Genomic DNA, 14,887 nt, shown 5'->3' with positions numbered 1-14,887 from the left:
GGCACCGCCCCGGCCCCGCTGCGACGCCCCCGCCGGACCGGGCGCGCCTCAGCTGGGCAGCCGGAGCGCCACGGTGAGCGCCTCGACCGCGATCTGCGGCTTCACGTTCTGCTCCAGCGCGGTGCGGGCGGCCAGGACGGCGTCGATCCGGCGCAGCGCCCCGTCCGCGCCGATCCGGCGGGCCAGCTCCACCGCGTCGGCGCGCCGGTCGGGGTGGGCCAGCGGCACGGTCAGCTCGACCGAGGCCGCCGACGCCGCGCTGACGACCAGGGCGTCGCGGTACATCGCCGCTAGGTCGACCAGCGCCCGGTCCAGGGAGTCGCGGCCGATGCGGGTCGCCCGGGACTTCTGCCGCTTCTCCAGCTCCTTGAGCTGACCCGCCCCCCGGCTGGCCGCAGCCACCCCGGGTCCGCGGGCGCCCATGCCCAGGCTCGCCTTGACCGCCTCGGTCTCCGGGACGTCGACCTCGGCCACGGCCTTGTCGGTCTCCTCCTTGGCGGTGCCGACCAGGTCGTCGGCGGCGTTGAGGCAGGCGGCCAGCGAGACCAGCGACAGCGGGATGTCCAGCACCGCCTTGCGGGCCAGCCGGGCCGACTCGTCGCGGGCCAGATGCCGGGCGCGGCCGACGTGACCGGCGGCGGCCGCTGCGGCCCAGGCCGCCAGTGCGGGGTCGACGCCGTCCCGGCGGACGAGCACCTCGGTGACCGCCTCGATCGTCGGGGTGCGCAGCGGCACCACCCGGCAGCGCGAGCGGATGGTGACCGAGACGTCGTCGGGGTGCAGCGAAGGCGCGCAGAGCAGGATCACCGCGCGCGCCGGCGGCTCCTCCAGGGTCTTGAGGACGGCGTTCGACGCTGCCTCGGTCATCCGGTCGGCGTCCTCGACGAGCACGATCTGCCAGCGCCCCCGCGACGGCGCCCGCGCGGCGGTGCCGACGATGGCGCGCACCTCGGCTGCGCTGATCGACAGCCCCTCCGGCACGATCCGGTGGACGTCGGCGTGGCTGCCGGCCAGCACCGTGCGGCACTCGTGGCAGGTGCCGTCGCCGCCGTTGGGGCACTGCAGGGCGGCGGCGAAGGCGCGGGCGGCCACCGAGCGGCCCGAGCCGGGCGGCCCGGTGAACAACCACGCGTGGGTCATCGCCGACGGTGACGCCACCGCGGCCTGCAGCTCCGCCACCACCGCCGGCTGGCCGACCACGTCGGCCCACACCCCAGTCGCCGTCACGCCCTCATCGTCCCTCAGCCGGTTGCGGCCCCGTCCCGAGGCTCGCCCCGAGCGCGCGAGGGGTGAGGAGGACGGGGTCCTTCATCAGGGGTGCAGCTGCGGGGTCGTGCCGGTCTGGACGACGTGGTCGGCGTGCCGGCGGCTGCGGGGCACCTGGGCGTCGGGCGGGAGCTGCTGCAGCGGCAGCCCCTCCAGCAGGACGCTGACCCGGACCCGGATGGCCGCGGCGATCTCCTCGGGGGTCTGCCGGGCGTCGAGCACCAGGTAGCGGTCGGGCTCGGCCTCGGCCAGGGCGTGGAAGGTGTGCCGCACCCGCAGGTGGAAGTCCAGCGACTCCGACTCCAGCCGGTCGGCGGTGGCGCGCCCGCGGGCCCGGGCCAGTCCGATCTCCGGCGGCAGGTCCAGCAGCACGGTGAGGTCGGGCCGCAGGTCCTGGGTGGCCCAGCGGGAGATGGACCGGACGTCGTCCATCGGGATGGTGCGGCCGGCGCCCTGGTAGGCCAGCGAGCTGTCGACGAAGCGGTCGGTGATGACCACCTCGCCGGCGTCCAGGGCCGGGCGCAACACCTCGTGCACGTGCTGCGCGCGGTCGGCGGCGTACATCAGGGCCTCGGCGCGCGGGGAGATCCCGGTGCTCGCCGGGTCCAGCAGCATCGCGCGGATCTTGCCGCCCAGCGCCGTCCCGCCCGGTTCCCGGGTGGTGCGGGCGACCAGGCCCTCCTCGGTCAGCCACTCCTGCAGTCGGCGGACCTGGGTGGACTTGCCCGCGCCCTCGCCGCCCTCGAAGGCGATGAAGACCCCGCCCCCGGCGAGGCGGCGGCGGGCGGTGGTGTCCCGGCGCAGGGCGGTCATCACGTCGGCGACCAGCGGCACCGGCCGGCCGTCGTCCATCTGCCGGTAGGCCAGCAGGCCGACGAGCACCGCCAGCAGCCCGGCCACGAGCAGCATGACCCGCTCCCCCGTCACCGGGACGGTGAACGCGCCCAGGTCCAGCCGGTGCTGGCCGATCAGGCCGACGCCGAAGGGCGCCAGGCCCAGGGAGAGGATCAGCGCCGCCCGCACCAGGGACTGCACCAGCGCGAAGGTGCGGCCACGGACGGCGTCGTCGATCTCGGTGCCCAGCAGCGTGAAGCCCGCCAGGTAGGCGACACCGGCGAAGAAGCCGGTCAGCACCACCAGCAGCAGGGCGATCCACAGCGCGACGGCGGCGCCCAGCAGCAGCAGGGATGCCCCGGCACCGACGATGGCGATGCCGAACATCCGCTCCCGGGGCAGGTCACGCGCCACGCTGGGACCCAGCACGATGCCCAGTCCCAGGCCGACGAAGACCGCGCCGAACAGGACGCCGTAGGCCGCCTGCCCGCCGCCGAGGGCGTTGACGAAGGACTGGCCGGTGGCGATGACGACGCCTGCGGCGACGAACGCGCCGGTGATGCCGACGACCAGCCCGCGCACCAGCGGGGTGTGGCCGGCGAAGGAGAAGCCCTCGCGCAGTGAGCCGAAGAAGCTCTCCCCGGTCACCTGCACGCCGGCCGCGCGCCGCCCGCTGATCGAGGGCAGGTTCCAGATCACCACCGCGGCGACCAGGAAGGTCAGCGCGTTCAGGTAGAGCGCCAGGTCGACCTCGTCGACGCCGGGCAGCAGGTCGCCGAGCCTGCCGCCGACGGAGGTGAGGAGGGCGAAGACGGCCGCAGCGAGGACCGGGGACAGACCGTAGGTGGTGACCAGCGACAGCTGGTTGGCCGGCTCCAGCTGGTCCTTGCGGAGCATGTTCGGGACGGCGGCCTCCTTGGCCGGGATCCAGAACAGGCTGATCGCCTCGATGAGGAACTGGGCGATGAACAGCCACACCAGGTCGTCGACGATCGGGATCGAGGCGAAGAGCCCGAAGCGCAGGACGTCGGAGACCACCATCGTGCGGCGGCGGTCGAACCGGTCGGCGAAAGCCCCGGCCAGCGGCCCGAGCACGATCGCCGGGAGCAGCCGGAAGAGCAGGACGCCGCCGAGGGCGAAGTTGGCCGCGGCGAAGCCCTCGACCAGCGAGGTCGCGGTCGCGGTGATCGCCAGCAGGCCGAGCCAGTCACCGAAGCTCGACAGCGACATCGACAGCCACAGCCGGCGGAAGTCGCGCACGCGCAGGACGGCGCGGACCTTGGCCGCCAGACCGACCGCGACGGCGTCGTGCTGCTCCTCGCCACCGGTGCGACCCGGCTCGGCAGGGGCGGCGCCGGAGCGGTCGGGCACGGGGGCGCTGCCGTCGAGCAGGCCGGCCAGCGGGACGCCGGCGCCGTCGGGCGTGGGCGTGCCGGCCGGCGGCAGCCCGTCGGCGGGCACGGCGCCGGAGGAGGTGGGCTGTGGGGCCGAGGCGGGGCCGGCGACCCCACCGGAGCCGGCGCCGGGCATGGCGCTGCCGGGAGCGGGGCCGGTGGCCGACGGGCCGTCAGCCTGGTCGGAGCTGATCGGGACCCCCCGGGGTGTGGGTGGCGCACGGGCGCGCTGGGCCCGGCCGGGTCTCGGCCGGACCCGGCCACCGTACCGGCCGGGTCGGACGGGACGGGGTCGTCGCGACCCGGGGCGGGGCGCGTGCAGCCGCCGTTCCACCCGGACGCGGGCCGTTACCCTGCCGAGGTGGACAGCGCCGCGGGGTGGGACCCGACCACCTACCTGCGCTTCGCCGACGAGCGGGCCCGGCCCTTCGCCGACCTGCTGGCCCGGGTCGGGGCGCTGGCTCCCGACGTGGTGGTCGACCTCGGCTGCGGGGACGGCTCGGCGACCGCGACCCTGGCCCAGCGCTGGCCCGACGCCCGGGTGAGCGGGGTCGACAGCTCCTCCGCGATGCTCGCCGCCGCGGCGGCGTTCGCGGTGCCCGGCCGGCTGGAGTTCACCGCCGGCGACGTCCGGGAGTGGCGGCCGGGCGCACCGGTCGACGTGCTGGTCAGCAACGCGGTGCTGCACTGGGTGCCCGGGCACCCGCAGCTGCTCACCCGGTGGGCCGGGGACCTCGCCCCGGGCGGCTGGCTGGCGGTGCAGGTGCCCGGCAACCAGACCGCCCCCACCCACGCGCTGCTGGCCGAGCTCGTCGCCGCGCCGCGGTGGGCCACCCGCCTGGCCCCGGGCGAGGACACCGCGCTGGACCCGGACGCCGTCCTGGACCCCGTCGGCTACCTCGACGTCCTCACCGCCGCGGGGCTGACCGCCGACGCGTGGGAGACCACGTACCTGCACGTGCTGACCGGCACCGACCCGGTGCTGCGCTGGGTGTCGGGGACCGTGCTGCGGCCGGTGCTGTCCCGGCTCTCGGGCGGTGACGCCGACGAGTTCACCGCCGAGTACGCCGACGCCTTGCGGAGGGCCTACCCGGCGCGCCCCGACGGGACGACGGTGCTCCCGTTCCGCCGGGTGTTCGCTCTCGGCCACCGGCCGGACTGACGCTCAGAGACCGCGGAAGGCGCGGAGGTAGCGCCGGCGGTACCAGCGCTGGGCGACCAGCAGCGCCGGGAACAGCGGCCGCCACACCCCCGCGGAGGGGCGGGTGAGCGAGCGGAGGGTCAGCGACACGGTGCCGTCGGGCGCGCGGTGGACGACGAACGCCTCCTCGCCGGCCACCGGGTGCCCGGTCAGCGTGCCGTAGGCGAAACCGCAGCGGTCGGGCCCGTCGACGACGGCGACGACGCGCACCGGCTCGCGGACGCGCAACGGGCCGACCGAGGCGACCAGCCAGGGCTCGGCGTCCGGGGCGACGCGGCGGCTGCCGCCGGCCGGGTCGACGGCGAACCCGCTGCGGGTCTTCACGCCCCACTCGAGGACCTCGGCCGAGACCGCGGCCCAGTGCGCGGCGCCGGAGCCGGTGACCGCCGTGCGCTCGTACCCGCGCCAGCCCGGCGGTGGGGTCCAGTGCGCGTCGGCGGGCCGGGTGGAGCCCGCGGGTGGGCCGGTGAGCGGCGGGCTCACCGGGGGGCGAGCCGGTACGCCCGGGTCGTGTAGGGCAGGTCCAGCCGCTCGCGGCCCCGGGTGTCGGGGTGGGTGGCCAGCAGCTCGCGGACCCGGCCGAGGAACTCCGCGCGCCCGGCGGCGTCCTTCACCGCGACGTAGCTGCGCGTGCCGATGCCGCCGACCACCTGCTCGGGCGTCAGCGACTGGACGACGGCGGAGTCCAGCACCTCGACGTCGGCCGGCAGCGCGGCAGCGAACCGCGCCACCACGCCCTGGTCGGCCTCGTGCCCGCGCGCCTCCTCGACGATCAGCTCACCGAGGGCCCGCACCCAGGGCACCCGCTCGTCACGGGTGTTCCAGACCAGGCCGACGACGCCACCGGGCCGCAGCACCCGGCGCAGCTCGGCGGCGGCCGGCTCGACGTCGAACCAGTGCGCGGCCTGCCCGGCGACGACCGCGTCGACGGAGCCGTCGGCCAGCGGGACGGCCTCGGCTCCCCCGACCTCGGCCCGCACCTGCGGGAGCCGGGTGCGCAGCTGGTCGAGCATGCCGACGGAGACGTCGACGGCGACCACCTCGTGGCCGGCCTCGAGCAGCCGGTCGGTGAACAGCCCCGTGCCGGCGCCCAGGTCGAGCACCCGGCGCGGGGCCGGGCCGAGCAGGAACGGCACCACGTCGGCCGGATAGCCCGGCCGGAGCGCGGCGTACTCCGCCGCGACCCCGCCGAACGAGGTGCGGAACTCCTGCCAGCCGGCCACCGCCGTCAGCTCGCGCCGGCCGGCTCGGTGACCGCCGCGGCGGCGCTCTTCTTGGTGGCCGTGGCCTTCTTCGTCGTCGTCGTCTTCTTCGCCGCGGTGGTCTTGGCGGCGGCCTTCTTGGCCGGGGCCTTCTTCGCCACGGTCTTCTTGGCCGCCTTCTTCTTCACCGGCGCCCGCTCGCGGCGGTCGGCCAGCAGCTCGGCCGCGCGCTCCAGGGTGAGCGTCTCGATCTCGTCGCCCTTGCGGAGGCTGGCGTTGTGCTCGCCGTCGGTGACGTAGGGGCCGAACCGGCCCTCCCGCACGGTGACCTGGCCCTGGCTGACCGGGTCGGGACCGAGCTCCTTGAGCGGGGGCTTCGCGGCCGCGCGACCCCGCTGCTTGGGCTGGGCGAAGATCGCCAGCGCCTCGTCGAGGGTGACGGTGAACAGCCGTTCCTCGCTCTCCAGCGAGCGCGAGTCGGTGCCCTTCTTGATGTAGGGCCCGTACCGGCCGTTGAGCGCCTGGATCTCCTCGCCGTCGGCGTCCTTGCCGATCGTGCGCGGCAGGGTCAGCAGCTGCAGGGCCTGCTCCAGCGTCACCGTCTCCGGCGTCATCGTCTTGAACAGGCTGCCGGTGCGCGCGGGCTCCTTGCTGCCCTCGGGCACCACGGTGGTGACGTAGGGGCCGTAGCGGCCGGCCTTGACCGCCACCGGGAACCCGGACTCCGGGTCGGTGCCCAGCTCCCGGTCCGAGGACGGGGCGTCGAGCAGCTCGGTGACCTTCTCGCTGGTCAGCTCGTCGGGGGCGATGTCGTCGGGGATGCTGATCCGCGCGCCCTCCTCACCGCCGGCCTGCAGGTAGGGCCCGTAGCGGCCGACCCGGACGACGACGGGCTCGCCGTTGGGCGTGACCGCGCGCAGCGGGATGGAGTTCACCCCGCGGGCGTCGATCTCCTCCAGGCGCTGACCGACGACGGACTTGAGGCCACCGGAGGCGCCGATGCCGCCGGCGTGCCCGCCCGCGCCACCGAAGTAGAACTCGGTGAGCCAGTCGACCCGCTGGAGCTGCCCGGCGGCGATCTCGTCGAGCTCGCGCTCCAGCAGCGCGGTGAAGTCGTAGTCGACCAGGGCGGCGAAGTGCTGCTCCAGCAGGTTGACCACGGCGAAGGCGATGAAGGTCGGCACCAGCGCCGAGCCCTTCTTCCACACGTACCCGCGGTCCTGGATGGTCTGCATGATCGACGCGTAGGTCGACGGCCGGCCGATCTCCAGCTCCTGCAGCCGGGCGGTGAGGCTCGGCTCGGTGTAGCGCGCCGGCGGGCTGGTCGTGTGGCCTCGGGGGTCCAGCTCGCGCGTGTCCAGGGTCTGACCGCGCTCGACCCGGGGCAGCCGGCGCTCGCTGTCGTCGGTCTCGGCGTCGTCGGTGTGGTCGTCGTCCTTGCCCTCGACGTAGGCGCGCAGGAAGCCGGGGAAGGTGATCGTGCGGCCCGAGGCGGTGAACTCCACCGCCTCGCCGGTGCTGGAGCTGCCCGCCAGCCGGATGCTCAGCGTCTTGCCCACGGCGTTGGCCATCTGGGAGGCGATGGTGCGCTGCCAGATCAGCTCGTAGAGCCGGAACTCGTCGCGGGCCAGCTGGGAGGCCAGCTGCCCCGGGGTGCGGAAGGAGTCACCGGCGGGCCGGATGGCCTCGTGCGCCTCCTGCGCGCCCTTGGCCTTCTTGTCGTAGCGGCGCGGCTCGGTGGGCACGTAGGCGTCGCCGTAGAGCTCGGCGGCCTGCCGGCGCGCGGCGGTGATCGCCTCGTTCGACAGGTTCGTCGAGTCGGTGCGCATGTAGGTGATGTGGCCGTTCTCGTACAGCCGCTGGGCCACGCGCATCACCTGGGCCGAGGACCAGCCGAACTTGCGCCCGGCCTCCATCTGCAGGCTCGAGGTGATGAACGGGGCGTAGGGCTTGCGCGTGTAGTCGCGCTCGTCGACCCGGCTGACGGTGACCGCGCGGCCCTCGAGCCGGGCGGCCAGGCCACGGGCGCCGGCCTCGTCGAGGTGAACCACGTTGCTGGTGACCGTGCCGGTGTCGGCGTCGAAGTCCTTGCCGGTGGCGACCCGGCTGTCGTCGACGCTGACCAGCCGGGCGCGCAGGGTCGTCGGCTCACCGTCGTCGGCACCGGCGCGCTGCTGGGCGACCTCGAAGAGGCCGTCCAGGCTCCAGTAGTCGGCGGCGGTGAAGCGCATCCGGGCCCGCTCGCGCTCGACGACGATGCGGGTGGCCACCGACTGCACGCGGCCGGCCGACAGCTTCGGCAGGACCTTCTTCCACAGCACGGGGCTGACCTCGTAGCCGTAGAGGCGGTCGAGGATGCGGCGGGTCTCCTGGGCGTCGACCAGCGCGGTGTCCAGCTCGCGCGGGTTGGCCACCGCGCGGGCGATCGCCTCGCGGGTGATCTCGTGGAAGACCATCCGGCGGATGGGCACGGTCGGCTTGAGGGCGTCGATCAGGTGCCAGGCGATGGCCTCGCCCTCGCGGTCCTCATCGGTCGCGAGGTAGATCTCGCTGGCCTCCTTCACCAGCTGCTTGAGCCGGGTGACCTGCTGCTTGCGGTCGGGGCTGACCACGTAGAGCGGCGCGAAGCCGTGGTCGACGTCGACGCCGAGCCGGGCCCAGGACTCGCCCTTGTGGGCGGCGGGCACGTCGGCGGCGTTGCGCGGCAGGTCGCGGATGTGCCCGACGCTGGCCTCGACGACGTAGTCGCTGCCCAGGTACCCCGCGATCTTCGTCGCCTTGGTGGGCGACTCGACGATGACGAGGGGCTTGCCCCCGGCCGCGGCGGCGGCGCGCTTGCGCGGCGTGGCGGTACCGGTGGTGGCGGCGGACTTCGCGGTCTTGGTGGGCGGCACGGTGCTCCTGTCGGGGTGCTGGTGCAGACGCCGGGAGGACCCGGGCGCACACGGGGGCAGTGGGGACTGCACCCGCTCGGCGAGGCCACGGTAGGCCACCGCCCGTAGAAGAGCCCGGGCGGCGACGTCGACCGGGCGCGCCGTTGCCCGTCCAACGGACGGCGACGGCAGCTGTTCCCGGGCGCTCACCGGGCCTCATCCCGACGCCCGGGTGCCGGCCACGACCTGGCCGATCGCGGCCAGGGTGGGGCGGTCGCGGTCGTAGTACCGGGTGTGCCCCTGGGTCGGGTCGGTGGGCAGGCCGACGTCGCCGAAACTCGGGTCGAACGGCGTGGGGCCGAACCGCCGCAGCTGGGAGACGACGTCCACGGGCGTCCAGGCGCCGTGCACCTCCTCGACCTCCAGGTCGCCGGCCCGCCCGGCGGGCACCCCGGGGCTGCCCAGCAGGACGACGGCGTCGGCAGCCAGCCGCCCGGGGGCCTGCACCGCCCGTCCGGTGACCACCGTCCCGTAGCTGTGCGCCAGCACGGTCGTCCGTGGCGGCGCCGTGGAGACCGCCGTCCGTGCCGCGGTGGCGCGGGCGGCGGCCAGCCCGTCGAGCGCGCGGTCCAGCACCGGCCCGCCGCGGTCGGCGGCGCCCGACGACCAGGACGTGCGCCAGCCCGGCGTCCGGTAGCCCAGCCAGGCCACGGTCGCGACCGCCAGCCCGGGTGCGGCGGCCACCGCGGCGGCCGCGACGTCCCGCGCGTCACCCACCAGGCCGCGCAGGTCGTCGGCCGGGGTGGTCTCGATGCCCGGGACCAGCACGCCCACCGCGCCCGCGGTGTCGACGTCGCCCACCGACAGGGCCACGAGGTCCGCGGCCGGGTCGAACTGCAGCAGCTGGGCGACCGCGCCGGCCTCCTCCACCTCGGCCAGCTGGGCGTGCACGGCCGAGGCGGTCGCCCAGCCGGCCGATCCGGGTGGGAGGTGCTGCAGCGCCGCCGCCAGGCCCAGCCTGTTCGCCTCGTCACGGGCCCAGCCGGGCAGCCCGTCGAGCGCGCCGACCGCGCCGGGCTGCGTGCCGATCGCCGCCCGCTGCTGGGTCGCCGTCAGCGCCGACCACCAGCTCGCCGCTTCCTCCGGGTCGCCGCCGACCGGGACCGGGGGCGGCGTGGTGCCGGGCAGCCGGGCCACCAGCTCGGGGAACGCGACCGGCCCGGGCGCCCCGAGCACCCCCAGCGGCTCGGCCGCCGCCCGCGCGCACTCCCCCGCCCGGGCCGCGGCGTCGGAGGCACCCTCCGCGGCCGCCTGAGCCGACGTCGCCGCGCGGGCGGCGGCTGCGACGTCGGCGGCCTGGTCGGCGGACATGAGCGGGTGCGGGAGCGGCACCCCGACGGCCCGGCCGCCCTCGTCGAGCGCGAGGCCGGCCGAGGCGGCCAGCGCCTGCGCCCGTTCGGCCAGCTCCTGAGCCTCGGCCGCGGCGGCGCCGAGCCCCTGCAGGTCCTGCAGCGAGCTGCTGAGCGCACCCGTGACCCTGCTGGCCGCCGAGGACAGCTCGACGAGCGCCGCAGCCGCCGCCGACCCGGCCGGGCCCGACCAGCACTCGGCGTCCCCGATCCGGCGGCCCAGGTCGTCGAGCCGGTACCGCCAGGGCAGCAGCCGCTCGGCGACGAGGTCCAGCGTGCCCACGGCGCCGCGCAGCAGTGGCACGTCCCAGCCGGCGACCACCGGCAGCGGGGCGGCGGTCACCGGGGCACCGGCACCCGGCCGGCCCAGCCCGGGTCTAGCTGCCCGGCGATCCCCGCGTCGGCGGCCCGGTAGCTGGCGACGGCGGCCTCCAGGGCTGCTGCGACCGCCAGGGTCCGGGCGGCGAGCGCGGTGACCAGCCCGGTCCACCCGGCGCCGGCGGCCCCGGCGTCGGCGCCGACCGGGCCCTCGAGCGCAGCGGCCAGCGAGCGGCCGGTGGCGCTGCAGAGCTGACCCTCCTGCTGGAGCTCGACGCCCAGCGCGGACAGCTCCGCCAGCAGCGCCGTGAGGGCGTCGAGCTGGACGGAGATCAGGTGGGACACGGGGCCTCCCGGCGCGGCAGCGGCCCCTGGAGGGGACCGACGACGAGGACGCTAGGAACGCGCCGGGGCCGCTCGGGACCCGTCGTCCACACTCGGGACCGCTCTCCACAGCGCCCTGCTGGACCGCCCCGCGGGGGTCTGCGCTGTGATCTCGTCGACAGCGGGCGGGCATCTGCCCAGGACGGCCGTGCCGGCGGTTGCGCGGCGGTGTGAGAGTGGTGGGGTGACGTCCACGCGCCCCGCCGGCCCGGACGCCGACGCCGACCCGGCGCAGGCCCCGGCCGCACTTCCCGGCACCGAGCTGCTGGACGCCCTGCTCGCCGGCACCGACCCCGACGACGACCCGGTCACCCACGTCCACCGGCTGCCGGCGCGCCCCAGCCGGACGGCGGAGTGGCCGTCCTGGGTGTCCGCGCCGCTGCGGGAGGAGCTGGCCGGGCGCGGGGTGCTGGCGCCCTTCAGCCACCAGGTGGCCGCCGCCGAGCTGGCGCGCGCCGGGCAGCACGTGGTGGTCGCGACCGGGACGGCGTCGGGCAAGTCGCTGGCCTACCAGCTGCCCGCGCTGACCGCGCTGGCCGAGGACCCGCGGGCCTGCGTGCTCTACCTGGCACCGACCAAGGCGCTGGCTCGCGACCAGCTGGCCTCGGTGGCGGCGCTGGCCGACCCGTCGGTGCGCCCAGCGGCCTACGACGGGGACACGCCGCAGGAGGAACGGGAGTGGGTCCGGCGGCACTCGCGCTGGATCGTCACCAACCCCGACATGCTGCACCGCGGGATCCTGCCCGCCCACCAGAAGTGGTCCAGCACGCTGCGCCGGGTGGCCTACGTGGTCATCGACGAGTGCCACGCCTACCGCGGGGTCTTCGGCTCCCACGTCGGGCACGTGCTGCGCCGGCTGCGGCGGATCTGCCGCCGTTACGGTGCCGAGCCGGTGTTCGTGCTCGCCTCCGCGACCGTGGCCGACCCCGCGCTCGCCGCAGGCCGGCTGGTCGGCGCCCCCGTCACGGCGGTGACCGATGACGGCTCCCCGCGGCCGGGGGCGACGTTCGCGCTGTGGGAGCCGCCGCTGACGGAGAAGACCGGGGAGCACGGGGCACCGCTGCGCCGCTCCGCCGCCGCGGACGCCGCGGGCCTGCTGGCCGACCTGGTCGAGCAGAACGCCCGGACGCTGGCCTTCGTGCGGTCCCGCCGGGGTGCCGAGTCCGTCGCCGAGCAGGCGCGGACCATCCTGCGGTCCCGCGGCCGGGCGGACCTGGTGTCCCGGGTCGACTCCTACCGGGGCGGCTACCTGCCCGAGGAGCGGCGGGAGCTGGAGCGGTCGTTGTCGACCGGGAAGCTGCTGGGGGTCGCGACCACCAACGCCCTCGAGCTCGGCATCGACATCGCGGGCCTGGACGCCGTGGTGCTCGCCGGCTACCCCGGCACGCTGGCCTCGCTGTGGCAGCAGGCCGGGCGGGCCGGGCGGGCGCAGACGGAGTCGCTGGTGGTCTTCGTCGCCCGTGACGACCCGCTGGACCACTACCTGGCTCACCACCCCCGCGCGGTCTTCGGCCGCCCGGTCGAGGCGACGGTGACCGACCCGGCCAACCCCTACGTGCTCGGCCCGCAGCTGTGCTGCGCGGCCGCCGAGCTGCCCCTGGTGCCCGCCGACCTGGCCGACTTCGGCGGTGAAGTGGCCGTCGCGCAGATCGAGGAGCTGGTCGCCGACGGGCTGCTCCGCTCCCGCCCGGCCGGCTGGTACTGGGCCGGCCGGGGGCGCCCGGACGTCGACATCCGGGGCAGCGGCGGGGCCGCGGTCTCGATCATCGAGGGCGCGACCGGCCGGCTGCTGGGCACCGTGGACGGCGACGCCTCGCACGCCACCGTGCACACCGGGGCCCTCTACGTGCACCGCGGCGAGACCTACGTCGTCGACGAGTTCGACGTGGAGGACGCCTGCGCCGTCGTGCACCCGGAGAGCCCGGAGTGGACGACGGTCGCCCGCGACACCGTCGACCTGTCCATCGTGTCGGTCGACCGGACCCGCCGGCTGGGCGCGGTCACCGCGCACACCGGTGTGGTCGACGTGACCAACCAGGTGGTGGCCTACCAACGGCGGCGGCTGGGGACCGGCGAGGTGCTCGCGGAGTTCCCGCTGGACCTCCCCGCCCGCCAGCTGCGCACCCGCGCCGTGTGGCTGACCCTCGACGACCGGGCCGTGGCCCGCGCCGACGTGGACGACGTCGCGCTGCCCGGCTCGCTGCACGCCGCCGAGCACGCCTCGATCGGCATCCTGCCGCTGCTGGCCACCTGCGACCGCTGGGACCTCGGCGGGATCTCGACCGCGCTGCACCCGGACACCGGCGCGGCGACGATCGTCGTCTACGACGGCCACCCCGGGGGCGCGGGCTTCGCCGAGCGCGGCTACGCGGTGCTGCGGGACTGGCTGCAGGCCACCCGGGCCACGGTGGCCAGCTGCGAGTGCGAGTCCGGCTGCCCCTCCTGCGTGCAGTCGCCCAAGTGCGGCAACGGCAACGACCCGCTGGACAAGGGCGGCGCGGTGCGGGTGCTGGACGTGGTGCTCGACGAGCTCGCGCGCGCCCCGGAGCTGACGCCCGAGGAGGCGGCGATGACCCGGCCGCCGGCGCCGCGCTCGGGGCTGTTCGGCACCTCCGGCCCGGCCGCCCCGGCGGCCGACACCGCCGACGACCCCGGTGCGGCCGATCCCGTGGCCCCTGAGCCCGAGCCGCAGCCCGACCCCGAGGACCTCGTCTTCTGAGCCTCCCGGCCCGGCGCCGGGTACCTCGAGGCCGCCGCCGGACGTCCCGGGGCCGACGCCGGACGGTGCCGGGCCGGCGTCCGGCGGCGCCGGGCCCGCCCGGGCCCGGGCCCGGGCGTCGAGCACCCCGAGCGGGCCCAGCCGGACCGGGACGCGGACGTGCAGCTCGACCACCGCACCGGCGGTGACCGTGCAGGAGTCGAGCGTGGCCTCGTTGGCCGCCGCGACCTCGCCGGCGACGGCACAGGCACCGGGGTCGCCCTGGACGGCGGCGCCCGCGGCGGCGAGTGCGGCCAGGTCGGCGGCCGCCGTCGCCCGGTGCCGGGCGACGACCGCGGTGCCGACCAGCACCACGGACGCGCCGACGAGCGCCAGGACGGCGGCCAGCGCGACGGTCCAGACGGTGGCCGAGCCGCGCTCCGCGCCCTCTCCCCCGGCCGCGACGTGGCCGACACCCGGGCCACGCCGGCCGAGGTCGGAGACGGCCGGGACGGGGCCGACACCTGAGCCGCGCCGGCCGACGTCGCCGCCGGCCGGGACGGGGCCCACACCTGGGCCGCGCTCGCCGTCGTCGGTCACGGCCGGGCCGCCGGTTCGAGCACGCCGGTGGCGGTCGCGGACACGTCCAGGTGCCAGGGCAGCGGACCGAGCGGGGACACCGTCGCCGACACGGTGACCTGCACGGTCTCCCCCGCCGTCGCCACGCCGGTGACCGCGCCCTCCGGTGCCGCCCGGCCGGCGACGTCGGTGACCACGCCGGCCGGCTCGCCGCGGGCCGCCGCCCGGGCCCCCTCCCGGGCAGCGTCCACACAGCGGAGCTGGGCGCCGACCACCACCACCGCGGCGACGGCGCCGGCCAGGACCATCAGCAGGACGGGGAGGACGACCGCCGTCTCGGCGGTGACCATCCCAGCCTCCCGGTCGGGGTCGGTGCGTGTCGACATGACGACAGGTCGACTCAGGACAGCGTGCTCAGCGCCGACTCGACCAGGTCGCCGAGCGCCGCGACCACCGAGCCGCCGGTGACCACCCGGTAGAGCACCGCGGCGAAGGCACACGCCGCGACCGTGCCGACCGCGTACTCCGCGGTGCTCATGCCGTCCTCGTCGGTGGCCTGGGCCTGCGCCCACCGCCGGGCCAGCGCCGCCCGCAGCGACGTCGTACCGGTCTGTCGTCCCTCGTCCATGTCCCCACCTCTCGCGGACCGCCTGCCGGTCCGTCACCGACGACCCTGCTGGGGCCGCGGCCTGCTCTCCAGGGGGCGGCCGCAGCTGTGGAACGGGGCCA

At 76.6% G+C, this 14,887-nt stretch carries 11 protein-coding genes and 1 pseudogene; 2 read left to right on the top strand and 10 right to left on the bottom strand.

Annotation, left to right across the window (positions count from 1 at the left end):
- Window positions 1–48 precede the first annotated feature (48 nt).
- On the bottom strand, window positions 49–1,227 hold the full coding sequence (locus O2W14_RS14445) for a DNA polymerase III subunit delta' (protein ID WP_269176804.1): 1,179 nt from the start codon (window positions 1,225–1,227) through the stop codon (window positions 49–51).
- Window positions 1,228–1,311: 84 nt separating this feature from the next.
- A complete protein-coding gene (gene tmk / locus O2W14_RS14440) occupies window positions 1,312–3,630 on the bottom strand; it encodes a dTMP kinase (RefSeq protein ID WP_269176803.1) in 2,319 nt (772 codons plus the stop codon).
- 225 nt (window positions 3,631–3,855) lie between these two features.
- Here tmk and O2W14_RS14435 point away from each other — a divergent pair, with 225 nt between their 5' ends.
- Complete coding sequence (locus O2W14_RS14435; RefSeq protein ID WP_269176802.1) at window positions 3,856–4,656, top strand: trans-aconitate 2-methyltransferase; 801 nt, start codon at window positions 3,856–3,858, stop codon at window positions 4,654–4,656.
- Between the two features lie 3 nt (window positions 4,657–4,659).
- On the opposite strand, the gene O2W14_RS14430 is transcribed toward O2W14_RS14435, so the two are convergent.
- The 5 genes from O2W14_RS14430 to O2W14_RS14410 all read right to left on the bottom strand — a co-directional run bounded on the left by O2W14_RS14430 (window position 4,660) and on the right by O2W14_RS14410 (window position 10,842).
- Window positions 4,660–5,178: a DUF1990 family protein gene (locus tag O2W14_RS14430; protein ID WP_269176801.1), complete on the bottom strand. Its 519-nt coding sequence runs from the start codon at window positions 5,176–5,178 to the stop codon at window positions 4,660–4,662.
- Entirely contained in the window at window positions 5,175–5,918 is a 744-nt protein-coding gene (locus O2W14_RS14425; RefSeq protein WP_269176800.1) for a class I SAM-dependent methyltransferase, read from the bottom strand. The genes O2W14_RS14430 and O2W14_RS14425 overlap by 4 nt, the downstream gene beginning before the upstream one ends.
- 5 nt (window positions 5,919–5,923) lie before the next feature.
- Window positions 5,924–8,791 carry a type I DNA topoisomerase gene (gene topA / locus O2W14_RS14420; RefSeq protein ID WP_269176799.1) on the bottom strand — a complete coding sequence of 956 codons (2,868 nt, stop codon included), beginning with the start codon at window positions 8,789–8,791 and terminating at the stop codon, window positions 5,924–5,926.
- A gap of 195 nt (window positions 8,792–8,986) precedes the next feature.
- A complete protein-coding gene (locus O2W14_RS14415) occupies window positions 8,987–10,522 on the bottom strand; it encodes an alpha/beta hydrolase (protein ID WP_269176798.1) in 1,536 nt (511 codons plus the stop codon).
- Window positions 10,519–10,842, bottom strand: a complete 324-nt coding sequence (locus tag O2W14_RS14410; protein ID WP_269176797.1) for a hypothetical protein — start codon at window positions 10,840–10,842, stop codon at window positions 10,519–10,521. The genes O2W14_RS14415 and O2W14_RS14410 overlap by 4 nt, the downstream gene beginning before the upstream one ends.
- 223 nt (window positions 10,843–11,065) lie before the next feature.
- Here O2W14_RS14410 and O2W14_RS14405 point away from each other — a divergent pair, with 223 nt between their 5' ends.
- Window positions 11,066–13,600, top strand: coding sequence for a DEAD/DEAH box helicase (locus tag O2W14_RS14405; RefSeq protein ID WP_269176796.1), 2,535 nt, complete (start codon window positions 11,066–11,068; stop codon window positions 13,598–13,600).
- A gap of 150 nt (window positions 13,601–13,750) precedes the next feature.
- On the opposite strand, the pseudogene O2W14_RS19960 reads toward O2W14_RS14405, so the two are convergent.
- The 3 genes and pseudogenes from O2W14_RS19960 to O2W14_RS14390 all read right to left on the bottom strand — a co-directional run.
- Window positions 13,751–14,149: pseudogene (locus tag O2W14_RS19960) on the bottom strand (Rv3654c family TadE-like protein); the annotation flags it as partial.
- 26 nt (window positions 14,150–14,175) lie between these two features.
- The gene (locus tag O2W14_RS14395; protein ID WP_269176794.1) at window positions 14,176–14,544 is read right to left on the bottom strand and encodes a TadE family type IV pilus minor pilin; all 369 of its coding nucleotides are present in this window, start codon (window positions 14,542–14,544) and stop codon (window positions 14,176–14,178) included.
- A gap of 14 nt (window positions 14,545–14,558) precedes the next feature.
- The gene (locus O2W14_RS14390; RefSeq protein WP_269176793.1) at window positions 14,559–14,786 is read right to left on the bottom strand and encodes a DUF4244 domain-containing protein; all 228 of its coding nucleotides are present in this window, start codon (window positions 14,784–14,786) and stop codon (window positions 14,559–14,561) included.
- Window positions 14,787–14,887 lie beyond the last annotated feature (101 nt).

This window comes from Modestobacter sp. VKM Ac-2986 (genome assembly GCF_026967795.1).
Taxonomy (GTDB): domain Bacteria; phylum Actinomycetota; class Actinomycetes; order Mycobacteriales; family Geodermatophilaceae; genus Modestobacter.
The sequence above is the reverse complement of the archived record's forward strand: the minus strand, read 5'-3'. Positions and strand labels throughout refer to the sequence as shown.